The organism is Rhodopseudomonas pentothenatexigens (assembly GCF_900218015.1).
GTDB lineage: Bacteria > Pseudomonadota > Alphaproteobacteria > Rhizobiales > Xanthobacteraceae > Rhodopseudomonas > Rhodopseudomonas pentothenatexigens.
This window is the reverse complement of sequence record NZ_UFQQ01000002.1, coordinates 221,004-246,825: the sequence shown is the minus strand read 5'-3', so window position 1 is coordinate 246,825 and position 25,822 is coordinate 221,004. Positions and strand designations below refer to the sequence as shown.

The 25,822-nt window shown below is 64.5% G+C and carries 22 protein-coding genes, 1 tRNA gene and 2 pseudogenes; 17 read left to right on the top strand and 8 right to left on the bottom strand.

What is annotated here, in order from left to right:
* Positions 1-156: 156 nt before the first annotated feature.
* The 7 genes from DWA33_RS02600 to DWA33_RS02570 all read left to right on the top strand — a co-directional run bounded on the left by DWA33_RS02600 (position 157) and on the right by DWA33_RS02570 (position 7,384).
* A complete protein-coding gene (locus DWA33_RS02600) occupies positions 157-1,653 on the top strand; it encodes a CoA-acylating methylmalonate-semialdehyde dehydrogenase (protein WP_114356518.1) in 1,497 nt (498 codons plus the stop codon).
* A 59-nt stretch (positions 1,654-1,712) separates the two neighbouring features.
* Positions 1,713-1,940, top strand: a complete 228-nt coding sequence (locus DWA33_RS02595; protein WP_041807176.1) for a hypothetical protein — start codon at positions 1,713-1,715, stop codon at positions 1,938-1,940.
* Positions 1,937-2,365 carry a type II toxin-antitoxin system VapC family toxin gene (locus DWA33_RS02590; RefSeq protein ID WP_013501683.1) on the top strand — a complete coding sequence of 143 codons (429 nt, stop codon included), beginning with the start codon at positions 1,937-1,939 and terminating at the stop codon, positions 2,363-2,365. Before DWA33_RS02595 ends, DWA33_RS02590 begins: the two co-directional genes overlap by 4 nt.
* Positions 2,365-3,510 (top strand): isobutyryl-CoA dehydrogenase, encoded by a 1,146-nt coding sequence (locus tag DWA33_RS02585; protein ID WP_114356607.1) that lies wholly within the window; start codon positions 2,365-2,367, stop codon positions 3,508-3,510. The genes DWA33_RS02590 and DWA33_RS02585 overlap by 1 nt, the downstream gene beginning before the upstream one ends.
* Positions 3,507-4,580: an enoyl-CoA hydratase/isomerase family protein gene (locus DWA33_RS02580; RefSeq protein ID WP_114356517.1), complete on the top strand. Its 1,074-nt coding sequence runs from the start codon at positions 3,507-3,509 to the stop codon at positions 4,578-4,580. The genes DWA33_RS02585 and DWA33_RS02580 overlap by 4 nt, the downstream gene beginning before the upstream one ends.
* Before the next feature lie 34 nt (positions 4,581-4,614).
* Complete coding sequence (gene mmsB, locus DWA33_RS02575; protein ID WP_114356516.1) at positions 4,615-5,502, top strand: 3-hydroxyisobutyrate dehydrogenase; 888 nt, start codon at positions 4,615-4,617, stop codon at positions 5,500-5,502.
* A 160-nt stretch (positions 5,503-5,662) separates the two neighbouring features.
* Complete coding sequence (locus DWA33_RS02570) at positions 5,663-7,384, top strand: AMP-binding protein (RefSeq protein ID WP_114356515.1); 1,722 nt, start codon at positions 5,663-5,665, stop codon at positions 7,382-7,384.
* Positions 7,385-7,707: 323 nt separating this feature from the next.
* Here DWA33_RS02570 and DWA33_RS02565 read toward each other — a convergent pair whose 3' ends face one another.
* The 3 genes from DWA33_RS02565 to DWA33_RS02555 all read right to left on the bottom strand — a co-directional run bounded on the left by DWA33_RS02565 (position 7,708) and on the right by DWA33_RS02555 (position 11,375).
* Positions 7,708-8,598 carry a crotonase/enoyl-CoA hydratase family protein gene (locus DWA33_RS02565; RefSeq protein ID WP_114356514.1) on the bottom strand — a complete coding sequence of 297 codons (891 nt, stop codon included), beginning with the start codon at positions 8,596-8,598 and terminating at the stop codon, positions 7,708-7,710.
* A 178-nt stretch (positions 8,599-8,776) separates the two neighbouring features.
* Entirely contained in the window at positions 8,777-10,195 is a 1,419-nt protein-coding gene (locus DWA33_RS02560; protein WP_114356513.1) for an amidase, read from the bottom strand.
* Positions 10,188-11,375, bottom strand: coding sequence for a M20 aminoacylase family protein (locus tag DWA33_RS02555; protein ID WP_114356512.1), 1,188 nt, complete (start codon positions 11,373-11,375; stop codon positions 10,188-10,190). The genes DWA33_RS02560 and DWA33_RS02555 overlap by 8 nt, the downstream gene beginning before the upstream one ends.
* A gap of 527 nt (positions 11,376-11,902) precedes the next feature.
* Between DWA33_RS02555 and DWA33_RS02550 the strand changes: the two genes are divergently transcribed.
* From DWA33_RS02550 to DWA33_RS02525, 6 genes and pseudogenes are all read left to right on the top strand, one after another.
* A tRNA-Leu gene (locus DWA33_RS02550) sits at positions 11,903-11,988 on the top strand.
* A 231-nt stretch (positions 11,989-12,219) separates the two neighbouring features.
* Positions 12,220-13,222 (top strand): annotated as a pseudogene (locus tag DWA33_RS02545) (IS481 family transposase); the annotation flags it as partial.
* A 409-nt stretch (positions 13,223-13,631) separates the two neighbouring features.
* Positions 13,632-14,471 (top strand): vWA domain-containing protein, encoded by an 840-nt coding sequence (locus tag DWA33_RS02540; protein WP_114356511.1) that lies wholly within the window; start codon positions 13,632-13,634, stop codon positions 14,469-14,471.
* The gene (locus tag DWA33_RS24865) at positions 14,472-15,230 is read left to right on the top strand and encodes a hypothetical protein (RefSeq protein ID WP_147270216.1); all 759 of its coding nucleotides are present in this window, start codon (positions 14,472-14,474) and stop codon (positions 15,228-15,230) included.
* Positions 15,214-18,264, top strand: coding sequence for a peptidoglycan-binding protein (locus DWA33_RS02530; protein WP_114356509.1), 3,051 nt, complete (start codon positions 15,214-15,216; stop codon positions 18,262-18,264). The genes DWA33_RS24865 and DWA33_RS02530 overlap by 17 nt, the downstream gene beginning before the upstream one ends.
* 20 nt (positions 18,265-18,284) lie before the next feature.
* Positions 18,285-18,521, top strand: a pseudogene (locus DWA33_RS02525) (transposase); the annotation flags it as partial.
* Between the two features lie 6 nt (positions 18,522-18,527).
* Here the strand turns inward: DWA33_RS02525 and DWA33_RS02520 are convergent.
* The 3 genes from DWA33_RS02520 to DWA33_RS02510 all read right to left on the bottom strand — a co-directional run bounded on the left by DWA33_RS02520 (position 18,528) and on the right by DWA33_RS02510 (position 20,389).
* Positions 18,528-18,983 carry a GNAT family N-acetyltransferase gene (locus DWA33_RS02520; RefSeq protein WP_114356507.1) on the bottom strand — a complete coding sequence of 152 codons (456 nt, stop codon included), beginning with the start codon at positions 18,981-18,983 and terminating at the stop codon, positions 18,528-18,530.
* Between the two features lie 26 nt (positions 18,984-19,009).
* Complete coding sequence (locus DWA33_RS02515; protein WP_244601184.1) at positions 19,010-19,852, bottom strand: glycosyltransferase family 92 protein; 843 nt, start codon at positions 19,850-19,852, stop codon at positions 19,010-19,012.
* A gap of 108 nt (positions 19,853-19,960) precedes the next feature.
* Positions 19,961-20,389 carry a universal stress protein gene (locus DWA33_RS02510; RefSeq protein ID WP_114356505.1) on the bottom strand — a complete coding sequence of 143 codons (429 nt, stop codon included), beginning with the start codon at positions 20,387-20,389 and terminating at the stop codon, positions 19,961-19,963.
* Between the two features lie 99 nt (positions 20,390-20,488).
* Between DWA33_RS02510 and DWA33_RS02505 the strand changes: the two genes are divergently transcribed.
* Positions 20,489-20,893 (top strand): twin-arginine translocation pathway signal, encoded by a 405-nt coding sequence (locus DWA33_RS02505; protein ID WP_114356606.1) that lies wholly within the window; start codon positions 20,489-20,491, stop codon positions 20,891-20,893.
* Between the two features lie 10 nt (positions 20,894-20,903).
* Here the strand turns inward: DWA33_RS02505 and DWA33_RS02500 are convergent, their stop codons facing one another.
* Positions 20,904-22,097 carry an FAD-dependent monooxygenase gene (locus tag DWA33_RS02500; RefSeq protein ID WP_114356605.1) on the bottom strand — a complete coding sequence of 398 codons (1,194 nt, stop codon included), beginning with the start codon at positions 22,095-22,097 and terminating at the stop codon, positions 20,904-20,906.
* 18 nt (positions 22,098-22,115) lie between these two features.
* Complete coding sequence (locus tag DWA33_RS02495; protein ID WP_013501700.1) at positions 22,116-22,361, bottom strand: zinc-finger domain-containing protein; 246 nt, start codon at positions 22,359-22,361, stop codon at positions 22,116-22,118.
* A 210-nt stretch (positions 22,362-22,571) separates the two neighbouring features.
* Between DWA33_RS02495 and DWA33_RS02490 the strand changes: the two genes are divergently transcribed.
* From DWA33_RS02490 to cysE, 3 genes are all read left to right on the top strand, one after another.
* Complete coding sequence (locus tag DWA33_RS02490) at positions 22,572-23,720, top strand: hypothetical protein (RefSeq protein ID WP_114356504.1); 1,149 nt, start codon at positions 22,572-22,574, stop codon at positions 23,718-23,720.
* A 169-nt stretch (positions 23,721-23,889) separates the two neighbouring features.
* A complete protein-coding gene (locus DWA33_RS02485) occupies positions 23,890-24,645 on the top strand; it encodes an alpha/beta fold hydrolase (protein WP_114356503.1) in 756 nt (251 codons plus the stop codon).
* Positions 24,646-24,858: 213 nt separating this feature from the next.
* Positions 24,859-25,686 (top strand): serine O-acetyltransferase, encoded by an 828-nt coding sequence (gene cysE / locus DWA33_RS02480; protein WP_114356502.1) that lies wholly within the window; start codon positions 24,859-24,861, stop codon positions 25,684-25,686.
* Positions 25,687-25,822 lie beyond the last annotated feature (136 nt).

Here is a 25,822-nt window from a genome sequence, read left to right as displayed (position 1 = left end):
CGCCTGCAATCGCCTCGCGCCACCGCGAACGGTGGCCGCATGCCGCAGCGCGGCCGCATCGCTATTTCGGCACAGGTGTCGCGCGTGCGGGGCCTTCCCAAACCTGAAAAAATTCTGTTCAAGGGGACGAGAACACAGCCTTTCAGGAGGAAGTCCATGCGCACGGTCGGGCATTTCATCGGCGGCAAAGAGGTCGAGGGCAAGTCGGGGCGTTTTGCCGACGTGTTCGAGCCGATGACCGGCGAGGTGAAGGCCAAGGTCGCCCTCGCCACCAAGGCCGAGCTCCGCGCCGCGGTCGAAAACGCCAAGGCGGCGCAGCCGGAGTGGGGCGCCACCAACCCGCAGCGCCGCGCCCGCGTGCTGATGAAGTTCCTCGAATTGGTGCAGCGCGATTACGATAAGCTCGCCGAGCTGCTGGCGCGCGAACATGGCAAGACCATTCCCGACGCCAAGGGCGACATCCAGCGCGGCCTCGAAGTGGCCGAATTCGCCTGCGGCATTCCGCATCTGATGAAGGGCGAATACACCGAGGGTGCCGGCCCCGGCATCGACATCTATTCGATGCGCCAGCCGCTCGGCGTCGTCGCCGGCATCACCCCGTTCAACTTCCCGGCGATGATCCCGATGTGGAAGTTCGCCCCGGCGATCGCCTGCGGCAATGCGTTCATCCTCAAGCCGTCGGAGCGCGATCCCGGCGTGCCGATGGCGCTGGCGGCGCTGATGCTCGAGGCCGGCCTGCCGCCGGGCATCCTCAACGTCGTCAACGGCGACAAGGAAGCGGTCGACGCCATCCTCGACGATCCGGACATCAAGGCGGTGGGCTTCGTCGGCTCCTCGCCGATCGCGCAGTACATCTACGAGCGCGCGGCGCAGACCGGCAAGCGGGCGCAGTGCTTCGGCGGCGCCAAGAACCACGCCATCATCATGCCGGACGCCGACATCGACCAGACCGTCGACGCGCTGATCGGCGCCGGCTACGGCTCGGCGGGCGAGCGCTGCATGGCGATCTCGGTCGCGGTGCCGGTCGGCAAGGCGACCGCGGACGCGCTGATGAGCAAGCTGATCCCGCGCGTCGAGGCGCTGAAGATCGGTCCGTCGACCGATCCGACCGCCGACTACGGCCCGCTGGTGACCAAGGAAGCGCTGGAGCGCGTCAAGAACTACGTCGAGATCGGCGTCAAGGAAGGCGCGACGCTGGCGGTCGACGGCCGCGGCTTCAAGATGCAGGGCTACGAGAACGGCTTCTACATGGGCGGCTGTCTGTTCGACAACGTCACCAAGGACATGCGGATCTACAAGGAAGAGATCTTCGGCCCCGTCCTGAGCGTCGTTCGCGCCCACGACTACGCCGAAGCGCTGGCGCTGCCGTCCGATCACGACTACGGCAACGGCGTCGCGATCTTCACCCGCGACGGTGACGCCGCCCGCGACTTCGCCGCCAAGGTGAATGTCGGCATGGTCGGCATCAACGTGCCGATCCCGGTGCCGATCGCCTACTACACCTTCGGCGGCTGGAAGAAGTCCGGCTTCGGCGACCTCAACCAGCACGGCCCGGATTCGGTGCGGTTCTACACCAAGACCAAGACCGTCACCTCGCGCTGGCCGTCGGGCGTCAAGGAAGGCGCGGAGTTTTCGATCCCGCTGATGAAGTGAGGCGAAACGCCGGGGAATGATGTAAGATCATTTCCCGCAGCTTGCATTGGTATCAGGCAATGACCGACACCGCATTCAAGCAGAAGCTCGACGAGACGTTGGCGCCCTATGTCGAGCGCGCCAAAGCGAACGGGCGCACGTTGCGCGAGGAAATCGACGCGCTCGGAGGCGAGGGGCGTCCGTACACTCCGGCTGAGCGCGTTGCGGTGTCGGCCTATTTCCTCTCGCAATATTCGGAGCCTCAGCCGTCTATGACGCTCGACGAAATACGCGAAGGTCTCATGTGACGAGCCTGGTCGTAGACGCCAGCGTCGCTGTGAAATGGCTTGTCTACGAGGACCTGTCGACTAACGCCATCTCGCTCGCACGCAGTGGAAATCCGCTCCTTGCGCCACGTCTCTTACTGATTGAAGTCGCAAACGCATTGGTTCGGAAGGCTGCACGCGGCGAGCTCTCGATGGACAGGGCGATGCACGAGTACGATAAGTTGCCGTTATTCTTCGACGAAATCGTCTCCATCGATGACGTCATTCCCGCAGCTCTTCGAAGGGGCTGCACGCTTCGCCATCCGATCTACGATCTGATTTATCTCGAAACAGCGCGCAAGCTCGGTGCTCGGCTCGTCACCGCGGACCGCCGGTTCGCCGCCAAGCTTGCCGGCACCGAGCATGCTCGGTACGTCACGCTCCTTTCCGACTGGCAGCCTGAATGATGCAGTTCGACCTCAACGAAGACCAGATCGCCATCCGCGACATGGCGCGCGACTTCGCGGCCGAGAAGATCGCGCCGCATGCGCTGAAGTGGGATGAAGACAAGCACCTGCCGCTGGACGTGATCCGCGAAGCGGCGGCGCTGGGCATCGGCGGCATCTACATCCGCGACGATGTCGGCGGCAGCGCGATGACGCGGTTCGACGCGGCGCTGATCTTCGAAGCGCTGGCGACCGGTTGCCCGGCGGTATCTGCCTTCATCTCGATCCACAACATGGCGGCGTGGATGATCGACAGCTACGGCTCCGACGCGCAGCGCCGGCGCTGGCTGCCGAAGCTGTGCAGCATGGAGCAGGTCGCGAGCTACTGCCTGACCGAACCGGGCTCCGGCTCGGATGCCGCGGCACTGCGCACCCGCGCGGTGCGCGACGGCGACACTTACGTCCTCAACGGCCAGAAGCAGTTCATCTCCGGCGCCGGCGCCAACGACCTCTACGTCGTGATGGTCCGCACCGGCGGCGACGGCCCTGGCGGCATCTCGACGCTGGTGGTCGACAAGGACACGCCGGGCCTGTCGTTCGGCGCCAACGAGCGCAAGATGGGCTGGAACGCGCAGCCGACCCGTACCGTGATTTTCGAAAACGCGCGGGTGCCGGTCGCCAATCGGCTCGGCGACGAAGGCATCGGCTTCAAGATCGCGATGGCCGGGCTCGACGGCGGCCGCCTCAACATCGGCGCCTGTTCGCTCGGCGGCGCCCAGGCCGCGCTCGACAAGACGCTCGCTTACATGAAGGAGCGCAAGGCGTTCGGCAAACGGCTCGACGAATTCCAGGCGCTGCAGTTCCGGCTCGCCGACATGGCGACCGAATTGGAGGCCGCGCGGACGTTGCTGTGGCGCGCCGCCGCCGCGCTCGACCGCAAGGACGCCGACGCCACCAAGCTGTGCGCGATGGCCAAGCGCTTCGCCACCGATGCCGGCTTCGGCGTCGCCAACGAGGCACTGCAACTGCACGGCGGCTACGGCTATCTGGCCGAATACGGCATCGAGAAACTGGTGCGTGACCTGCGCGTCCACCAGATCCTCGAAGGCACCAACGAAATCATGCGGCTGATCGTGTCGCGCAAGCTGCTCGAGGCCAATCGATGAATGGGGCCGTCACCGAACCCGATCTGATTGTTCGGCGCGAAGGCGCCGCCGGTGTGATCCGGCTCAACCGGCCGAAGGCGATCAACGCGCTGACGCTGGAGATGGCGCGTGACCTCGATAACGCGCTCGACGACTTCGCCGCCGATCCGAACGTCGCGCTGATCCTGGTCGAGGGCGCCGGCGAGCGCGGGCTGTGCGCCGGCGGCGACATCGTCGGCCTCTACAACAGCGCCCGCGAGGGCGGCGATCTCGGCAAGGTGTTCTGGCGCGAGGAATATATCACCAACGCCAAGATCGCTAAGTATCCGAAGCCCTACGTGGCGTTCATGGACGGCTTGGTGATGGGCGGCGGCGTCGGCATCGCCGGCCACGGCAGCCACCGCATTGTCACCGACAAGACCAAGATCGCGATGCCGGAAGTCGGCATCGGCTTCTTTCCCGATGTCGGCGGCACCTGGCTGCTGACCCGATCGCCCGGCGAGATCGGGACGTATTTCGGCCTGACCGGCGACATCATGAACGGCGCCGACGCGATCCACGCGCAATTCGCCGACGCCTATGTGCCGACCGTGAACTGGGCGGCGCTGCGCCAGGCGCTCACCGAGGCGCCGAGCGGCGCGTCGGCCGCGCAGGTCGGCGGCATCATCGCGCGCTTCGCGGGGCAGCCGGCCAAGGGCCCCGCCGAACTGCATCAGGCCGAGATCGACCGCTGCTTCGGGCACGAAACGATCGAACAGATCGTCGCCGCGCTGCAGAACGACGCGTCTGAGTTTGCGCAGGCCGCGCTGAAGACACTGCGCATCAAGTCGCCGACCAGCCTGAAGGTGACGCTGAAGCTGCTGCGCGCCGCGCGGCACAGGGCGTCGCTGGAAGAATGTCTGGTGCATGAATATCGCGCCGCGCTGCAGGTGTTCGTCAGCGACGATTTCGTCGAAGGCGTTCGCGCCGCGGTGATCGACAAGGACCGCAAGCCGAAATGGCGGCCTGCGACGATCGCAGAGGTGACGCCGGAGATCGTGGCGCGCTACTTTGAAGATCGCGGCGACGACGAGCTGAAATTTCCGGGCTGAAGCGCCGGAGACAGACAAAGGGGAGGAAGGGGACATGACGGAGATCGCATTCATCGGTCTCGGCAATATGGGCGGGCCGATGGCCGGCAATCTGGTCAAGGCCGGCCGCAAGGTCGCCGGCTTCGATCTGGTGGCGGCCTCGTGCGAAGCGGCCAAGGCCGAGGGCGTCAGCATTGCGCCCACCGCGATCGACGCGGTGAAGGGCGCCGGCGTGATCGTCACCATGCTGCCGGCCGGCAAGCATGTGCTGGCGGTGTGGAACGAGATCCTACCGCACGCCGCCAAGGGCGCGCTGATCATCGATTGCTCGACCATCGACGTCGAAAGCGCCGTGCAGGCGCATGCGCTCGCCGCCAAGCACGACATCGCGTCTGTCGATGCGCCGGTCTCCGGCGGCACCGGTGGTGCCAAGGGCGCGACGCTGACCTTCATGGCCGGCGGCAGCGAGGCGGCGTTCGCGGCGGCCAAGCCGGTGCTCGAAAAGATGGGCAAGAAGATCGTGCATTGCGGCGGTGCCGGCGCAGGGCAGGCGGCGAAGATCTGCAACAACATGATCCTCGGCATTTCGATGATCGGCGTGTCGGAGGCGTTCACGCTGGCCGAGAAGCTCGGCCTGTCGCATCAGGCGCTGTTCGATGTCGCCTCGACCTCGTCGGGTCAGTGCTGGTCGCTCACCAGCTATTGCCCGGTGCCCGGCCCGGTGCCGGCGTCGCCCGCCAACAACAGCTACAAGCCGGGCTTCGCCGCAGCGCTGATGCTGAAGGATCTGAAGCTGTCGCAGGAAGCCGCCAAGGCCGCCGGCGCCGCGACCCCGCTCGGCCAGCACGCCGCCGAGATCTACGCCGCGTTCGAACAGGCCGGCCACGGCGGCACGGATTTTTCCGGAATCATCAACTACCTGCGCGAGCAGGGGCGGAAGTAATCAATCCGATGTCTGGCACGACCGCTCCCCGATCCAGCCGTCATGCGCGGGCTCGACCCGCGCATCCATCGCTTTCGCAAGGATGATGGATGGCCGGATCAAGTCCGGCCATGACGGATGAGGAAGTGGTTGCGGGTGTGCCTCGTAAGCGAGGTGCTTCATGACCACGTTCCAGCAAGCCCGTTCCTTTCTGCTCCAACACCGCACCGACTACGCAGCCGCGGTCGCCGGCTTCCGCTGGCCCGATCCGGTGCCGTTCAACTGGGCGCTCGACTGGTTCGACGCCGAGCTGGCAAGCAATCCGGACAGCCGCAACCGTCCGGCGCTGTGGATCGTCGACGGCACCAGCGGCCGGGAGGAAAAGCCGAGCTTCGCGCATCTGTCGAAGCGCTCCAACCAGGTCGCGAACTATCTGCGCGCCAAGGGCCTGAAGCGCGGCGATCATTTGCTGCTGCTGCTCGGCAACGTCGTGCCGTTGTGGGAGGTGATGCTGGCGGCGATCAAGCTCGGCCTCGTCACCATCCCGGCGACCACGCTGCTGACGCCGGAGGAATTGCGCGACCGGCTCGACCGCGGCCGCGCCAAGGCGGTGGTCGCTGCGCCCGACCAGATCGCCAAATTCAAGGGCCTCGGCGGCGACGATCTGCTGCGCGTCGTGGTCGGCGACGCCCAGGACGGCTGGCTCGCTTACGACGGGACCGCGCTGCAGCCTGACGTCTTCACGCCGGACGGGCCGACACAGGCCGACGATCCGATGCTGCTGTACTTCACCTCCGGCACCACCGCGAAGCCGAAGCTGGTGCGGCACAGCCAGCGCTCCTATCCGGTCGGTGCGCTGTCGACGATGTTCTGGCTCGGGCTGCAGCCCGGCGACGTGCATCTCAACATCTCCTCGCCGGGCTGGGCCAAGCACGCCTGGAGCTGCCTGTTCGCGCCGTGGAACGCCGGCGCCACCGTGTTCGTGGTCAACCAGCCGCGGTTCGACGCCAAGAGCCTGCTGACGACGATCGGCCGCTGCGGCGTCACCACGCTGTGTGCGCCGCCGACGGTGTGGCGGATGTTCATCCAGGAGAAGCTGGCGGACTATCAGGTCGTGTTGCGCGAAGTCTGCGGCGCCGGCGAGCCGCTCAATCCGGAAGTGATCGATCAGGTCAAGGCGGCCTGGGGCGTCACCATCCGCGACGGCTATGGCCAGACCGAAACCACCGCGATGGTCGGCAATTCGCCGGGCCAGACCGTGAAGATCGGCTCGATGGGCCGGCCGCTGCCGGGCTATGTGGTCAGGATCACCGATGCCGACGGCCATCCGGCCAAAGAAGGCGAGATCACGCTGGCGCTCGGTGACGCGCGCCCCGCCGGCCTGATGCAGGGCTATCAGGGCGAGGGCGGCAAGCTTTCGGGCGCCGACGGCGAGGTGTATCGCTCCGGCGACGTCGCCTTCGCCGACGAGGACGGCTATCTGACCTTCGTCGGGCGCACCGACGACGTGTTCAAATCCTCCGACTACCGGATCTCGCCGTTCGAACTGGAAAGTGTACTACTCGAGCACAATCTGGTGGCGGAGGCCGCGGTGGTGCCGAGCCCGGATCCGATCAAGCTGGCGATCCCGAAAGCCTATGTGCTGCTCACCGCCGAGGCGGAGCGCTCGCGCGACACCGCGCTGTCGATCTTCAAGCACATGCAGGGCCGGCTGGCGCCGTTCAAGCGCATCCGCAAGCTGGAGATCGTCAGCGAACTGCCGAAGACCATCTCCGGCAAGATCCGCCGCGTCCAGCTCCGCCGCATCGAGCACGAACACGACCAGGCCGACAGCTTGCGCGGGCTCGCCTTCTCCGAAGAGGATTTTCCGGAGCTGAAAGCCGCGCCGGCGAAGGAGGGGTGAGGGTTGGCGCGCCAAACCTCTCACCGTCATTCCGGGGCGCCCGAAACGCGCGAACCCGGAATCTCGCCACGAAAACAAGCTCTCGTTCGTCATTCCGGGATGCGCCCGTGAGGGCGCAGGCCCGGAATCCATAACCCCTGCGCTATCGTCCTGATAACAGCGTTCCGCCGCCGTGCCCCAGTGCCGCTGCTGCGGCGTATGGATTCCGGGCTCGCGCTACGCGCGCCCCGGAATGACGCGGTGAGGCTGTGCTGGTAACTGCTGGATTCCGGGTTCGCGAGCTGGCGCTCGCGCCCCGGAATGACGTGCTTTGGAGACGGCGCTTACTTGTATTCGCGCTCGTCCCACCACGGGAAGTAGGGCGGCATGTCGGTGGTGATCTTGTTCTTGAACTGCGCCGGGCGCTTTTCCAGGAACGAAGACACGCCTTCCTTGACGTCGTCGGAGCGGCCGCGCTCGTAGATGCCGCGGCTGTCGATCTTGTGGGCTTCCATCGGATCGTCGGCGCCGAGCATCCGCCACATCATCTGCCGGATCAGCGCCACCGACACCGGCGCGGTCTTGGCGGCGATCTCCTTGGCGAGCGTGCGCGCGGTCTCCAGCAGCTGATCGGCCGGGACGACGCGGCTGACCAGCTTGCCGTCGAGCGCTTCCTGCGCCGGGAACACGCGGCCGGTGTAGCACCACTCCAACGCCTGGGCGATGCCGACGATGCGCGGCAGGAACCAGCTCGACGCCGCTTCCGGCACGATGCCGCGCTGCGAGAACACGAAGCCGAACCGCGCGGCTTCGGACGCGATGCGGATGTCCATCGCGAGCTGCATGGTGACGCCGATGCCGACCGCCGGGCCGTTCACCGCCGCGATCACCGGCTTCAGGCACTTGAAGATCCGCAGCGTCACCTGGCCGCCGCCGTCGCGCACCTGCGGGTCGGAATAGTCCGCCGAGCCGTCGGCGTTGCGGCGCACCGGGCCGCGGCGGGCGTCGCGATCGAAGGTGTCGGCGCCGGACGACAGGTCCGCGCCGGCGCAGAACGCGCGGCCTTCGCCGGTGACGATGATGGCGCGGATGTCGTCGTCGGCGTCGGCCTTGTCGAACGCCTCGATCAGCTCGTGCTGCATCGCCGGGTTGAAGGCGTTGAGCTTGTCCGGGCGGTTCAGCGTGATGGTGAGGATCTGATCGGCGACCTCGTATTTGATGGTCTCGAAACTCATGGGTGTTTCCTTCGCCCGTTGTTGTTCTTGTTGATGCCTTTCGGCGCGTCATTCCGGGATGCGCGCTCGCGCGCAGGCCCGGAATCCATAGCCCCTGTCGGTGCGTATGGATTCCGGGCTCGCGAGCTGGCGCTCGCGCCCCGGAATGACAATGGTTAGGAGGTGTGTGCGGCCTTGGTCAAGCGCGCGGCGGCACCGGCCACGGTTTCTGTTCGCCGCGCAGGCCTTCGAACGCCTTCGCCATCCGCAGCACGCCGAGATCGTCGAAGCGCTTGCCGACGATCTGCACGCCGATCGGGAAGCCCTTGGCGCTATAGCCGGCGTTGATCGAAGCGGCGGGATTCTCCGCCATATTCCAGGGCACGGTATAGAGGATGTGATCGAACGGCCGGTCCGGATCATTCCACGGCGAGGCGACGTCGGCGGCGAAGCTCACCACCGGCGCCACCGGCGAGATCAGATAGTCGATATCGGCAAACAGCTTGGCGCCGAGCGCGCGCACCGCCATGGTCTGGTTGAAGCCGCGGACCACGTCGACGCCGCTCAGCCGCGCGCCGGGCTCGGCCCAGCGCACGATGTAGGGCAGCACGCGTGCGCGCTGCTCGTCGGAGAACAGCGCCAGATCGCTCCACATCCGCGCCCGCCAGAAATTGTCGAGCCCGTCCATCATCTCGCGGGTGAAGCCGAGTTCGACCGGCTCGACGATCGCGCCCTGCGCCTCGAAGGTGCGCGCCGCCTGCGTGACGACGTCGCGAACCTCGTCTTCCAGCGCCATGCCGAAGCCGAGATCGGTGAGCAGGCCGATTGTCTTGCCGCGCACATCGACGTCGAGCTCGCTCCAGTCGAAATCGTGCGGCGGCAGGCTCATGCCGTCGCGGCCGTCGGGCTGCGACAGCACGCTCATCATCAGCGCGGCGTCGTCGACGGTGCGGGTCATCGGCCCGGCGCAGCGGCCGACATAGGGCGGATCGATCGGCACCCGGCCGAGGCTCGGCTTCAGCGCGAAGATGCCGCACCAGTTCGCCGGCAGCCGCACCGAGCCGCCGATGTCGGTGCCGAGATGCAGCGGCCCGTAGCCGGCCGCGCCCGCGGCTCCGGCGCCGGCCGACGAGCCGCCGGTGTTCTGCGACACGTCCCACGGATTGCGGGTGACGCCGTGGAAGCTCGACAGGCCCGACGACAGCATGCCGAAATCCGGCATCGTCGTCTTGCTCCACAGGATGCCGCCGGCTTCGCGCAGCCGCGCGGCGGGCGGCGCATCGGCCGTGGCCGGCGTCAGCGGCGTGATCGGCACGCCGAGCGGCACCGGCACGCCTGCGGTGGCGACGTTCTCCTTGATCGTCACCGGCACGCCGTCGAGCAGGCCGATCGGCTCGCCCTTGGCCCAGCGCGCGGTCGAGGCCTGCGCCGCCTTGCGCGCGGCATCGGGGTCGAATCCGTACAGCGCGTTGATATGCGGCTCCCAGCGCGTCGCCTGGGCGATCACCGCCTCCATCACCTCGCTCGGCGAGAACTGCTTGCCGTAGTAACCGGCGAGCAATTCGGTGGCGGAGAGGTCGTGCAGCGCGGTGGCGGTGGTGGCGAGGCCGTCAGACATGCGCAGCTCCGTTGTCGCCGCCGAGCGGCAGCCGGGTTTCGATCAGCCGGGCGAACATGCTGGCGCCGACCGGAAGGATCTTGTCGTCGAGCACAAAGCCGGGATTGTGCAGCGGCACGTTGCCGTCGTGGCCGATCCAGAAATACGCGCCGGGCACCGCCTGCAGCATGTCGGCGAAATCCTCGCTGCCCATCTTCGGCGTTTCGCGGGTCTTCACATTGGCTTCGCCGACGATGCTGCTCGCCACTTCGGCGACGCGCTCGCTGTGCTCGGGGGCGTTCACCAGCACGCTGAAGATGTCGCGGATGTCGACCTTGATGTCGACCTCGAACGCCGCGGCGATGCCGGCCGCGACCGCGCGCATCCGGGTGCGGATCAGGTTGCGGATCTCGTCGGAGAACGCGCGCACCGTGCCGGCGAGCCGGGCTTCGCCGGGGATCACGTTGTAGGCCGAGCCGGAATGGATCTGGGTAATCGACAGCACCGCCGACTGCAGCGGATCGACGTTGCGGCTGACGATGGTCTGCAGCGCCTGGCCGAGCGTCATCGCGATCACCACCGGGTCCTTGGAGCGCTCCGGCATCGCGCCGTGGGCGCCGTAGCCCGAGATGGTGATGTCGAAGAAATCGGCGCCGGCCATCGCCGGGCCGGGCCGGATCGCGATCTCGCCATGGCCGAGGTCCGGCGCGTTGTGCAGGCCGTACACTTCGTCGCACGGAAATTTCTCGAACAAGCCGTCCTTCAGCATCGCGCGCGCGCCGCCGAGGCCTTCCTCGGCGGGCTGGAAGATGAAATGCACGGTGCCGTCGAAATTGCGGGTCTCGGCGAGATAGCGCGCGGTGCCGAGCAGCATGGTGGTGTGGGCGTCGTGGCCGCAGCCGTGGAAGCGGCCGGGAATGGTCGAACGCCACGGCAGGTTGGTGGCTTCGTCCATCGGCAGCGCGTCCATGTCGGCGCGCAGCCCGATGCGGCGGCCGCCGTCGCCTTTGCCCTTGAGCACGCCGACGACCCCGGTGCCGCCGATGCCGCGATGCACCTCGATGCCCCATTGCCCGAGCTTGTCGGCGACGATGCCCGAGGTCCGCACCTCTTCGAACCCGATCTCGGGATGGGCGTGGAGGTCACGGCGGATCGCAGTCAGTTCGTCGGCGAAGGCGTCGATACGGTCGATGGTCGGCATGCGCGGGTCACCTCGGCTGTGGCGGGCTGTATGGGACGTCTCGGGCGGCCTGCATGCAAGGAACGGGCAACAGCGGGGCAGGGCAGAAGGAGAGCGGAATCGGCATCGGCTTAAAGACAGACCGCCGCGCCCGACGCCGCAGGCGCCGTGCGTATTCCAGCCGACAATGCGGGGCGATGTCAAAGCGCGCGGACGGCGAAGCCGCCACACGGCTGCAACCCCGCTTTGCGTTGCGCCGCCGGGTCGATTATGAATGCGGCGCACTGGCGCGGAACCCGGCACCATCACGGCCGCCGAGCCGGACAGCCACCACCGCAGCCGCCACCGTGAAGGCGGCGTCGCGGTCCGGGATGCGGGCGTGGCGAAATTGGTAGACGCAAGGGACTTAAGATTCGGTCGTGTCGGCGACAAAAGCACAATCGGAACATATACTTGAATCCGATCTCGCTATATCAAACCTGACATAGGCCCGCTGCGCGTGACTCGAACGAGTCTCGGGCGTGGGTTATTGGGCTGGAAAACTGAATGGCCGCTTGCCGAAACTGGTAGACGGAAGGCACTTAAAATGCCTCGGGCAATGCCCGTGTGGGTTCGAGTCCCACAGCGGCCACCACGCCAATACGCTTCCTGATCAAACTGGGTACGACAGCCGACAGGCGCTACTCTATCAAGCTCTTCTTGAACGTCCTGAGATCGTAATCACCTGACAGTTCGGCCCCGAAAGAACCGGGGGCGGACCGCATGAGTCCGAGAGTCCGAGAGTCCGGTTCCGGTGGTCGCGCCGCGTCCGAGCGGGTTTGATGGCGTCGCCAAACGACCAATCGAACCCAAAGGACAAACGATCATGACCTCCAAGGACAAGATAGCACGGCGCAAGCTCTCGCTGCTGGAACTGGCGACCGATCTTCAGAAAGTCAGCCGCGACTGCAAGCTGATGGGCTATTCCCGTAGCAGTTCTACGAGATCCGCCGCAACTTCCAGACCTTTGGCGCCGAAGGGCTGATCGACCGGCTGCCCGGCGCCAGCTGGCCCGCACCCCAACCGGGTCTCGGCCGAGATCGAGGCCGCCGTGCTCGACCACGCGCTGGTCCATCCCTGCCACGGCGCTTTGCGGGTCGAGCAGGAGCTGCGCCTGAAGGGCCTGCAGGTCTCCGCCGGCGGCGGTCCGCGGAGTGTGGCAGCGCCATGGCCTGCTGACCAAGCACGAGCGCCTGCTGCGGCTGGAGAAGACCGCCGCCGAACGCACCATCGAGCTGTCCGAAGAACAGACGAGGCTGCTCGAACGGTTCTCGCCGGAGTTCCGGGAGCGTCACATCGAGGCCCCGCACACCGGCAGTTTGGTCGCCATCGACACCTCCTTCGTCGGCTCGCTGAAGGGCGTCGGCAAGGTCTATCTGCAGACAGCGATCGACTGTCACAGTCGCTACGCATGGGCCAGGCTCTACACCAGCAAGCTGCCGGTCACCGCGGTGCATCTGATGAACCACGACGCGCTACCGACCTTCGAGGCGCACGACGCCAGAATCGAGACCGTGCTGTCCGACAACGGCCGGGAGTTCTGCGGTCGCCCCGACCAGGATCCCTATGAGCTGTTCCTGCAGCTCGAGGACATCGACCATCGCGCCACACGGGTGAAGCGGCCGCAGTCCAACGGCATCGTCGAGCGGCTGCATCGCACGCTGCTCGACGAGCACTTCCGGGCCGAGGACCGCCGCACTTGGTTCGAGACCGTGGACGAGATGCAGACCGTTCTCGACGACTACCTGGTCGGTTACAATCAGCGGAGGCCGCACCAGGGCCGCGGCATGAACGGCCGCACGCCCGACACCGCCTTCGTCGAAGGCCTGCCCGCGTCACAGCAAAGGAAGGAGGGAAAGAAAGCCGAAAAACAAGTCGCCAAAGTAGTGCCTGACGCTGCCCGCTCACCACGGCACTGTCAGCCGATTACCCTCCTCTGTACACCAGGTTCGAGCCCTAGTGCGCCCCACCAATATTGCGAGAAGAGCTACCATATACGTCAATGGTATTATCGTTTGTCCTTCTGTTGGATAGGCTTCCGCTCTTGTCGCGCGGTGGCCAAATATCGACCACCGAAACATTCGCCGAATACATCGTTGCTTAGAATATTACCGCAGGCTTCCCACTGTTCCCGCTAGACGTGCCTTTCAATTGTCAATTTGTCGAATGGGAGCAATTTGGATGTTTACTCGCGCTTCGTCAAACGGCAGATTTACTCCGAAAAAGGGGCTCCATTGAATGACCTACTCATCCGAGATTAGCCGCGACAATCCTACAGCGATTCTTTTTGTCATTGACCAGTCGCATTCAATGAATGACAAAATGAGTACTCAAAATTCTAAAGCCTCTTTCGTAGCTGACGTTCTAAACCGAACGATCTACACGCTTGTGACTAACTGCAGTCGATCGGAAGGGATTCGCGACTATTTTCACCTCGGCGTGATAGGTTATGGAGAAGGTGGTGCGTCACCCGGCCTAGGCGGCGTCCTAGCGGGGGCCGTCTTCCACCCAATTTCGGCTGTAGCCGCTGCACCGCTACGAGTTGAAGATCGCCTTCGATCGGAAGATGATGGTGCGGGTGGAATAATTGAGCGCAAAGTAAAATTTCCCGTTTGGTTTGAAGCCAAGGGAAACAACGGAACGCCTATGAACGCAGCTCTGCTGATGGCAACTGAAGTGCTTGCGGAGTGGTGCGAAACATACCCCACCTGCTATCCACCGACCGTCCTGCACGTTACTGACGGGGAGTCCGGGGATGGCGATCCATCGGATGTTGCTGCCGCTCTAAGGCAGATTTCGACCAACGATGGTCCGTGCTTGTTGTTCAATGCCCATGTTTCAAGTGATGCGGGGCGGGCAGTACAGTTTCCGTCGGTGCTTCCCGCCGTTCAAGATAAATTCGCAAGCACGCTATTCAATATGTCAAGCGTGCTCCCGTCCCATATTGCTCATATGGCGGTCGATCGTGGGTACAATGTGCCTGAAGGAGCGCGAGGGTACATATTTAATGCAGATCCCCGGGATATCGTGAATTTCTTCGAGATTGGGACTCGTCCAAGACTTACAATGGATAGGTAATTGTCGTCTAACGAGACAGCCGAGCAGGCGACTAAACTGATTCTTAGGAAGGCGTTCAGTGTACCAAAGTCTGTACGCGATCCAAACGAGGACAGTTGGTGCAGCAGGGAGTTTCCATTTGGCTCCCTCCATGCCATCAGTGATGGGGCGTCTGTCTCATTTGATCCAGCGCGGTGGTCTGATATTCTCGCAAGAAAATTTGTTGCAGATCCGTTCGTAACGCACAGTTGGCTGAAGGAGGCGCAGCTCGAGTTTAGCGAGTACTTCGATCGTGAAGCGATGCCTTGGAATCTCCAGGCTGCTTACGACGTAGGAACGTTTGCATCGCTTCTTGGTGTTGTCGTTTATGAACCTGGCGCAACGGTTATGCTGCTGGCAATTGGCGATAGCCTAGGTGTCTGTTATGATGGAAGTCGATTTGTTAGCTCTTTTCCATATCAAAGCGAAGAGCAATTTAAGCAGCGTCCGAAACTATTATCGACCAACTTAGTTGATAACGATTTCTATCTTTCGGCCAGATCGTCGTTTAGAGAGTCAATTCAATTGTGGCAGCTCAAAGATCCTGTGCTGCTATTAATGAGTGACGCGCTAGGTGAGTGGCTCCTGTCGTCGGACAATCGGGACTGCTTCGCCGATCGCGTTATGAACTATTCGGAGGCTGATTTTGAGGAATTCGTCGAAGCGGAACGCGCCATAGGGCGGCTTAGACGTGATGACACCACACTGCTTGTGATCGCCACCGATGTCCTACCCGGATAACACGGACTATAGCGAAGCCATTCAGGATGTGGCTCATGCGCTAGCTGATAGGGAGCTTGCAAGGGGAAAGTTGCGGACAACACCCCTTGGTCTGCCATTGGCACTGTCGGGCGGTTTCGCGATCACGTATCGACTGAATGTCGGGGCAAAAGAGTACGCGGTGCGTTGCTTTCATCGCGAAATTCCGCAGATCGAGCAGCGATACGATCGTATTTCCAATGCCCTGAAATCCCTGTCGTCCGATTATTTCGTTAGGTTCGATTTTCAGCCGTCTGGAATTCTGGTGAAAGGTAAGCGCTTTCCGATCTTAAAGATGGATTGGGCAAAGGGTGATACCCTGTTTGTCTACTTAGAGCGAAATGCGGCAGACAGAAAGAAAATAGAGGCGCTTAGAGAGGAGTTTGCGAAGCTAGAGAGATTCCTTCGATCCGTTGGTGTGGCGCATGGAGACATCCAAAACGAGAATGTAATTGTTGCGCCGGATGGGTCACTGCGTTTGATCGATTACGATGGGATGTTCGTGCCTGGCATGACGTTGGGAGACGGTACGGAAATTGGCCAGCCACATTTTCAGCATCCGCTCCGCAAGACTACTGATTTCGGTCCTTCCATTGATAGATTTTCATTCGCAGTGGTAGACGCTAGCCTCCAAGCTCTCTCATTTGACGGGAGTCTACACAAGCGGTTCAATGCCGGCGGGCAGGCCATTATATTCCAAGCCAAGGACTTTCGGGACCCTGCAGGCTCCGATGTTTTTCAATATCTTGAAGGCGTACCAACTCTGTCCGAGACGACGGCGCGTCTGAGGGGCATATGTGGGTTGCCGGTTCGCGATCTGCCTAACCTTGAGCAGTTCCGGAGCGGTAGTTGGAATGCTAGCGGGGGAGGGAGCAACGGCAGCGTGCTTTCGCAATGCCGGGATTACCTCGGTGTCTATCCAGTCCTCAACGCGTCCGATGTTGAAGAGGTGGTTCGGTGCGTTGGTGACACTGTCGAGTTGGTTGGCAAGATTGTCAGTGTGAAGGGTGGTTTCACAAAGCGGCAGAATCGAAAAGGGAGATTTGTCGGTCGACGGTATAAATTTATTTGCTTCGGCAATTCGCAACAGAGGCACGTTCGGGCAGAGATTGGGGCGGATGGGTTGGCAAAGCTGAATCCAGAGCCGGACGAGACGTGGGAGTCGACGTGGGTCAGCGTATCGGGATTGATCAGTTACCTTGATAACACACGTTTAGTTGTCGGTATCACCATTTCCGAGAATGGCCAAATTGAACGAATAGAGGAGCAAGAAGCCCTTTTCAGGCTAGGTGTTCGAGAGCGATCGACAAATTTCGGCATTCTGCGTTCAGTTCGAAACTTGGCGGGGGCAACCGCCGGCGGTCGCCGTGCGGCGGCCGCAGTGTCAAAGTCCAATCGAGCAGTTTTGAGTGGTTTAAGAAGTCAAGGAGTAGATGCAAAGGCGGCGGCGCCGAGTGCTCCGTCGTTCGGTGGCACTCAAGCTGTGGCACCGCCTGTGATTAAGGGGCCCGTTAAGCCGATGCCGCCTGCATGGAGTGCTCCGCGGGCGCTCAGGCATCTTTTAAGCTTGGTGACGGTACTTTTGATTGGCGGATTGCTCGGTGCGCTCGTTCTGTTCAACCTGAGTGATAACGGAGATAGGTCAAAAGAAGATGGTGTCAACGGGACAAACCGTGAGCCCGGCTCCGTTCCCGCGACAGCCCCCTCTGGCGGAGTTGCAGCCCCCCCAAATCGCGGCAAAGTGGACGGCAAGGCCGATGAAAATAGGCCGAGTCTTGAAGACGCATTGTGGTTTGAAGACAAGATTGCGGATGGTGTGATTGGCCTTGCCGCGGGTCCATTCCCACAGGAACGATTGCGGGGGCTCACGATTAGGTGCAGCCAATCTTTGGGGGTGGATCCTGTTGGTGTTAACCAGCGATCGGAAACGACCACCTTGCGCGTGACACTAAGATCCGGAGGGGCGGCGACGTTTTCCTTTCGCGAATCGAGGCAGGACGAAAGTGTTGTTCGGAATCTTGTCAGTTCGTTGCGGCTTGCATTGTCGCGAAGTGAGTTTGCTGTAATCGAAGTCGAGATCGTAGAATCAAATACTCGGCAAGTGTTGCGTGTACCACGGCCATCGAAGGCAATAGGCGAGTTTCTGGCATCATGCGTTTTCCCTGGCCCCTTGATTGCCACACCGGCCGTGTTGGTGCCGTCTACTGCTTGGCGTCCCAACGAAGAGGCGGTTCTGGTTGATTTAGTGGATTCCGATGCGGCTCGCCGGGTTCAGGAGAGGTTGCGGGTATTGGGGTATTTTTTAGGAATTCCTGACGGCTTGTGGGGGCCTCGCTCAAGGCGAGCTTTGCGTGAATTCCGAATTGGTGCCGGGTTAGGGCAGGATGATCAATGGGATCTTGAAACGCAAGCGTCCCTGTTCGCTACGAGCGCACGGTCTGGGAGCCGCATTTCGGAAGAACCGGAGAGTCCGTTTGAGGAGTTCAGCTTTCCGGGTGTGCAGGGCGCATATCTTAGTCCTCTGAATGAGGGGGACGCTAGGTGGATACAGGAAAGGCTCCGCTCATCTGGGTATCTAGTTGGCAGTGTAGACGGAGTGTGGGGCTTGAGATCGAGGAGCGCGCTAAGGGACTACAAAGTTTTCAATGGTCTTGGTCAGACTGATGGATATGATGGTCGTGTTGAAGATGCACTGAAGCGGCCGCCGCGAGTCCATGGGGATGACACTTTCATCGGTACCTGGGCCGCGAACCCTTCTGCCTGCGCGACAAACGGAACTGATGAAATTGCCAGCATCAACACGGACAAGGCAAGCACCGCAGCGGGAAGCTGTGTATTTCGAGCGCTGGAGGGGAGTGGGTTTCGTGCTTGGAGAGTCGGTGCAGAATGCAATGCAAACGGAGATAAGTGGGATTCGGAAGTGCGCCTTTCTCTCAGCGGGTCGACGCTCTCGTGGGTGAGTGACAGGAAGGGTAGGGCAATATACTATAGATGTCCGCGCAAAAATGGTCAGTAATGAGTTGGCGTGACGAGCCGGCCGTACGCCAGATGATCAAAGCAGCTGGCGCCAGGCTATGGTATCTGCCGCCATACTCGCCCGACCTCAACCCGATCGAGCAGGTCTTCGCCAAGATCAAGCACTGGATGCGCATATCCCAGAAGTGCACGATCGACGCCGTCTGCAATCACATTGGCCACCTCGTCGGAACTATCCTTCCAGACGAATGCACCAACTACTTCGTCAACGCAGGATACGCTTCAATCAAAACATGAAATGCTCTACCCCATCCGTTTCACCATATGCACCACCCGTGCTCCGTTGGCCCGCGTCTCCAGCCGTTCCTGTGCGTAGCCGAGCGATGCGTAGAGCCGGGTGTTTTCTTCGAAGCGTTCGTTGGTGTAGAGCCGCAGCGTGGTGCGACCGGCCTCGGTGGCAATCTGTTCGGCGAGTGCCATCAGGCGGCGGCCGTGGCCGCGTTTCTGGGCGTCCGGTGAGACCGCGACGTTGACGATCAACAGATCGTCGTCGCGCAGCTCGGTCTCGATCAGCGCGGCGAGTTCGCCATCGACCTCCAGCAGGTCGAAGCGATGCTGCGCGATCGCCGCCGCGTAGTCGGCGAGCATCGGCAGCGGCTCGTAGCCGATCAGCGCGAGCCATTTGGCGTAGGCACGCATCGTCAGGTCGGTGATCGCCGCGACGTCGGCGGGCGTGCCGCGCCGGATCAATACAGGCATGCGATGGCTTTCGTCTCCTGGCGTGGTCAGCCCGCCTTCGCCGCGTCCTCCGCCTTGCCGAATACCCGATCCAGCACCGGCAGGATCGAGGTGTCGTCTTCGGCGTTCATGTCTTTCTCGGCGGCGAAGTGCCAGTCGCTGTCGCGCGGCACCGGCGTCGAGGCGTCGCCGCGCTGGATCTTGGTCTGCAGGTCGGACAGCGAGCGCGACCAGTAGTGATTGAGGCGGAGCAGGTCGAGCACCGGGCGGTCGCCCTGGAACGGCCGGCCCATGGTGTCGATGGTGTCGCCCTGCCAGTATTTGTAGAGATGCACGTTGCGGATGGCGCGGATCCAGCGCGGGTTGGCGATGGTCTTGGCCGAGATCTTCGACAGCGGCGAGCGCTTGGTGAAGGCGCGGCTGATCGGCACCGGCGGCCGCTGCTCGTGACCGGCCGAACCGAAATACGGCGAGAACACGCCGACCGCGGGCGCGCCGTCGAACCGGCCGAGCACGTCGGTGACCTTGTCCGCGACCGGCGAGAACAGAAACTCGTCGATGTCGATGAACGCCATCCACTTCGCATCCAGCATGTGCTGCTTGATGCAGTGGCGATACGCCGGCAGCTGCCCGACCTCGACCGGCCAGTCGGTCAGCGTCACCAGCCCGCGCGCGATCCACGGCGCCAGCACCTCGCGGAAGTGATCGGTGCTGAAATTGTTGTAGAGGTAGAAATGGCCGACGCCGACCGCTTCGTGGAAGCGCAGCCATTCGTCGAGGAACGGCGCCTCTTCGCGGAAGATCGCCACCACCGCCAGTGTCGGCACGTCGCGCTGCGCGACGAGGCGGTCGCGCGCCTGCGCCCGCCACACCCAGGGGGCACGCAGCATTTGCTTCAATCCCGACACGGGTCGCTCCTTGGTAAGTCCGATCGATCGCGGCGGGACACTGTTCCAAACCCGCCGGTTTGGCAAGGCGAGCGCGGCGCGAGTGGGCGGTTACTTCACCAGCGTCACTGGTAGTTTGGTCAGGTGGACGACCTTGTTGGCGACCGAGCCGAGTACCAGATTGCCGATCGCGCTGCGGCCGCGGGTGCCCATCACGATGCCGCTGCAGTTCAGCTCCTCGGCGCGCTTGACGATGCGCTGGGCGGTATCGCCGGTCAGCACTTCGGCGGTGAACGGGATCTTGGCGGCGGTGAGCTTGGCGATCGCCGGCTGCAGGATGTCGTCGCCGTGCGCGCGCTGCAGCTCCTCCATCTTCTCCTGGGAGACGTACACGGCGATCTCGCCGTACAGCGCCGGCTCGGGGTGGGCGTAGACCAGCACCAGCTCGATCGGCACGTTGTCGTGGGCGAGGGCGATCACCCAGTCCAGCGCGCGGCCGGCATTGGCGGAGCCGTCGTAGGGGAGGAGGATCTTGGGCATCGGTCGCGTCCTGCTGGTGGGGGCTTGCGGCCGGCCACACTGCGGTCATCACAGCCTGATTTGACCGAAACCTCAACCTGGTTCACACAGCCGGTCACCATGACATCGCAACGCTCGCCCGCTTTCCCCGCAGCCCGCGCCGCTGCCGCCGCTACGTTGGCCGCGCTCGCCCTGTCCGGCTGCGCCGGGATCGGCGACAGCGCGCTGTCGCAGGCGTTCGTCGATCCGGCCAAATACGCGCTGTACGACTGCAAGCAGCTCGAGACGGAGCGCAAATCGCTCGATGAGCGGCTCGCCAAGCTCGACGGCCTGATGCGCAAGGCGCAGACCGGCGTCGCCGGGCCGGTGGTGTCCGAGATGGCCTACCGCAACGACTACATCAACCTGAAGGCGCAATCCCGGCTCGCCGAGCAGACCTGGCGCGACAACCGCTGCACCGAGTCCCCGGAGCCGCCGCCGACCGAGCCGGCCGCGCCCAAGCGGGCGGGGCGCGCCACGCGCTGAGGCGGCCGCCTCAGCGGCGCCAGTCGTAGATCCAGCTCTGCCGTGCCAGCAGCCGGTCCGGGCCGAGTGCCCGCATCGCGACGTCGCGGGCGAGCGCCGCGACGCCGGGCAGGTGGTAGATCACGCCGTTCTGCCGGGCGAGCTGCTGCACCCGCTTGACCCGGGGCCGGCGCAGCGCCGCGTAGCGCTGCAAAGTCGCCGGCACCTCGGCGGCGCTGCCGCCGCGGCCCTCGCCATGGCTGGCGGCGAGGCAGTCGGCCAGCACCGCGGCGTCTTCGATCGCCATACCGGCGCCCTGCGCCGCGAACGGCAGCATGCCGTGCGCGGCGTCGCCGAGCAGGGTGACCGGTCCGCGGTTCCACACCCCGCCGTCCGGCATTCCAAACAGCGCCCAGCGGGTCCAGGCGTCCACCGCCCCGATCAGCGCCCGGGCTGCTCCGTCCCAATGGGCGAACCTCGCGATGATCTCGGTCGGCTCGCCGCGCGCGCTCCAGCCGCGCTGGTTCCACGAGCCGTCGACCACCGCCACCAGATTGATCCGGCGGCCGCCGGAGATCGGGTACACCACCAGATGCGCTTCCGGCCCCAGCCACAGCTGCACCCCGCGCAGCGTCGCGCCGTCCGGCATCGCCTCGGCCGGGAGCGTGCCGCGCCAGGCGATCAGGCCGGAGAACAGCGGCTGGGTATCGGCAAACGTCAGGCCGCGCACCGCCGACCAGATGCCGTCGGCGCCGATCAGCGCCAGCCCCGGCTCCTGGGCGCCGCCGGCCGACACGGTGACGCCGTTGGCATGGGGCGCGATGTCGTCGACGGCGCAGCCAAGCCGCAGCTCGATCGAGGGGTGTGCCGCCACCTGGGCGGCCAGCGCCGCCTGCAGATCGGCGCGATGCACCACCCAATACGGCGCGCCGGTGCGGGCGGCGACATCGCCGATCGGCATCCGCACGATGGCGCGGCCGGAGCGTGCGTTGATGGCGGTGACAGCGTCGGGTGCCACCGCGCAGTCCTGGAGCCGGGATTGCAGGCCGAGATCGACCAGGATGCGGGAGGCGTTGGGGGAGAGCTGCAGGCCGGCGCCGACCTCGTCGAGGCGTTCGGTGCGCTCCAGCACGACGATGCGGAACCCTTTGGCGGCGAGTGCCAGCGCCGCCGTCAGGCCGCCGATCCCTGCGCCGGCGACGATGATGGTTCGGGAGACCGCCACGCCGCGGTCAGCGTCCAATCAGGCGACCTTGTCCTTCAGCACGCATTCCGGCGGCCGAGCCTCGCCCGGTTTCAAGTCCGGCGCGTAGCGATACAGCGTCGAGCAGTACGGGCAGATGATCTCGTTGTCGTTGCCGAGGTCGAGAAACACGTGCGGATGATCGAACGGTGGGGCGGCGCCGACGCACATGAATTCCCGCGAGCCGATCTCGATCGTCGCAACGCCGGCATCGTTCTGGAAGTGGGGAACCACGTGGTCGGACATTCAGCTCACCTTTGCTGACAGCGGAGGGCAACTAACACGGTGCAGCGCACCATACCGGCGCCGTCGCCTGATTCCTAGAGCGGCCGAATAGCAATTGCCCGGCGAAATTCGACACAATCCCGTGGTGTGGGAGAAGCCCTTCTTTCGTCTGATCGGTTGTGTCGAAGTGATGACGCACCACATCCTTCCGGAAGACCCATGAGGATCCCAATGCGACTGCAACTCGGCGTGGCGAAGCTCGGCCTTGCAATCAGCGCTGTGGCGCTGGTTGTCGCGTGGCCGCAGGCCCGGCACGGCGCCGCGATGCTGGCCGCCCGGGACGACCCCGCCCGGCTGTCCGAGCTGCAGATCACTGAGGCATTGCGGCGGGACCAAGGCCTGATCGCGCGCCAGGCCGAGGCGGCGCTGGCGGCTGGCGACGCCGATCTCGCGCGAAGCCTGGTCGAACTGGCCGGCGCGCACCAGGTCGCGCTTCCCGAGCAGCTCACCCGCCGGGTCGACGACGCCGTCGCGGCGGAGCGTGCACCGGCGCAAGTCGCGACCCGGTTTGCGACCGGGCTGGTCACCGGCCAGGCCGATGATCTGGCCGGACTGTCCGGCACCGTTGCCGGCGATCTGTTCGTGTTCGGCGATGTCCGCGACGTGGTCCGCGAGGGCAAGCATCTGGCCACCGGGGAGGCGACCGATCATCTGCTGCTCGGCCTCGCCGCCGCGGGCATCGCGGTGACGGCTGCGACCTATGTCAGCATCGGCGCCGCCGCGCCGGCGCGTGCCGGGCTGACGCTGGTCAAGGATGCGCGCAAGGTCGGCCGCATCAGCGAGGGGCTGGCGACATGGGCCGGGCGGTCGGCGCGCGAGATGGTCGATACGCCGGCGCTGCGCCGCGCGGTCGCCGACGCTTCGCTGCTGCGCCCGGCGCAGACGCTCGACGCCGTGAAGGCGGCAGTCCGCACCGACAAGGCCGGCGGCCTGCTGCGGCTCGCCAAGGATGTCGGCAAGATCGGCGAGAAGGCCGGCACCCGCGGCGCATTCGATGCGCTGAAAGTCGCCGACAATCCGAAGGAGGTCGCGCGCGCCGCCAAGCTCGCCGAGGCCAAGGGCGGCCAGACCCGCGCCATCATCAAGCTGCTCGGGCGCGGCGCATTGCTGCTCGCCACCGGGGCGTGGAATTTCGCCTCGTGGATCTTCAGCGCGCTGCTGATGCTGATCGGATTCGTCACTTCGCTGAAGGCCGGCACCGAGCGGCTGACGCAGCGCTGGCTCGACCGCCGCAGACGCAAGGCTGCCAAACGCGTGCTCGCCGCCGAGACACAGCCGCAGCCGTCCGTCGGCGTGGCCTCTGCCGCGGTCGAGGCATAGTGCGAGCGCCGCCACAATGATAACGTTCTCTCCTGTTCGATACGACGGCGCCGATCGCGGCCGTGCTCGCTTGCCGAAGCGACGGATCGTGTGGCCCGGCTGCGCTCGCCGTCCGGGCCTGACGACGTAACCCGCCACGCTCATTCCCATCATCAACGACGGATACCTGATGCCGAGCTTCGATCACGCCGGACTCACCATCGCTTACCTCGACGAAGGCGAGGGCGAGCCGATTTTGCTGGTTCACGGCTTCGCCTCCAACAAGAACGTCAACTGGGTGTATCCGTCCTGGCTGTCGGAGTTGAAGCGCGCCGGACGTCGCGTCATCGCGATCGACAATCGCGGCCATGGCGAGTCCAGCAAGCTGTACGATCCGCACGACTACACGCTCGAAGCGATGGCGGCAGACGCCGCGGCGCTGATGGATCATCTCGGCATCGCGCGCGCCGACGTCATGGGCTACTCGATGGGCGCGCGGATCGGCGCCAATATGGCGCGATGGCGGTCGCAGCGGGTGCGCTCGCTGGTGCTCGGCGGCCTCGGCATGGGGCTGCTCAGCAACGAGGGCCGTCCCGGCGAGAACGTCGCGCGCGCGCTCGAGGCCGACTCGCTCGACGACGTCACCGATCCGGTCGGTCGCACCTTTCGCGCCTTTGCCGACCAGACCCGTTCCGATCGCAGAGCGCTCGCCGCCTGCATGCGCGGGTCGCGCGGACTGATGAGCCGTGACGATGCCGCGCAGATTGCGGTGCCGGTGCTGATCGCGGTCGGCACCGACGACGACGTCGCCGGCTCGGCACACGAGCTCGGCGGGATCATTCCCGGCTCACAGGTGCTCGATATCCCGCGGCGCGACCACATGCGCGCGGTCGGCGACAGGGTCTACAAGGAAGGCGTGGTCGCATTCCTGGAGCGCCGGCCGTGAGCGCCGCCGCTCCGCGCTCTTGATTCCGACCGCATCGCACCCAGGTTGATCGGGAGGTGCGTCAGCCACAGAGCCTCGCCGATTTTTGGAATGTCGGCCAGGTTCAATGGCTTAAGGAGCCGGCGCGAAGCCATCCGCGGCGCCTTCGAGGCGCCGCGACAGCGTGGCAGCCGCCGTGCTATAGTTTTGTAACGACCGATCGAGAGAGCCGGCATGGTGATGCATCAGATCAATCCGCACAATGCGACAGTCGCGACTCTCGATCCGATCTGGGAGCGGGTGCGTAGCGAAGCCGACGACATTGTGCGTCGCGAGCCGGAATTGGCGTCGTTCATCTTCGCCACCGTGCTGCATCACGACCGCCTCGAAGACGCGGTGGTGCACCGGGTCGCCGAGCGCCTCGATCATTCGGCGCTGTCCGGCGATCTGATCCGCCAGACCTTCGAAGACGCGCTGCGCGACCAGCCGGATCTCGGCAACGCGTTTCGCGCCGACATGGTGGCGATCTTCGACCGCGATCCGGCGACCGCGCGCTTCATCGATCCGCTGCTGTACTACAAGGGCTTTCACGCGATCCAGACTCATCGTCTGGCGCATTGGCTTCACGGCAAGGGTCGCAAGGATTTCGCGCTGTATCTGCAGAGCCGCGCTTCCGCCGTGTTCCAGACCGATATCAATCCGGCGGCCAAGATCGGCCGCGGCATCTTCCTCGATCACGCCACCGGGCTGGTGGTCGGCGAGACCGCGGTGATCGAGGACGACGTGTCGATCCTGCACGGCGTCACGCTCGGCGGCACCGGCAAAGAGCACGAGGATCGCCATCCGAAGATCCGTCACGGCGTGATGATCGGCGCCGGCGCCAAGATCCTCGGCAACATCGAAGTCGGCCATTGCGCCCGCATCGCCGCCGGTTCGGTGGTGCTGAAGCCGGTGCCGCACAACATGACGGTGGCCGGCGTTCCGGCCAAGGTGGTGGGCGAGGCCGGCTGCGCCGAACCGTCGCGCACCATGGACCAGATGCTCAACGCGATCGGGCTGTGATCGGCGGTCGCCCGATTGCGGTTCGCAACTCGCGGCGAGGGGTTGCGGCAGCGGCCGCGAGAAAGTACTGACGGCGACCCCGGCCGTGACCGATCGTGCGATGGACGTAACGTCCGTGGCCTCGTCGCGTTGCCGT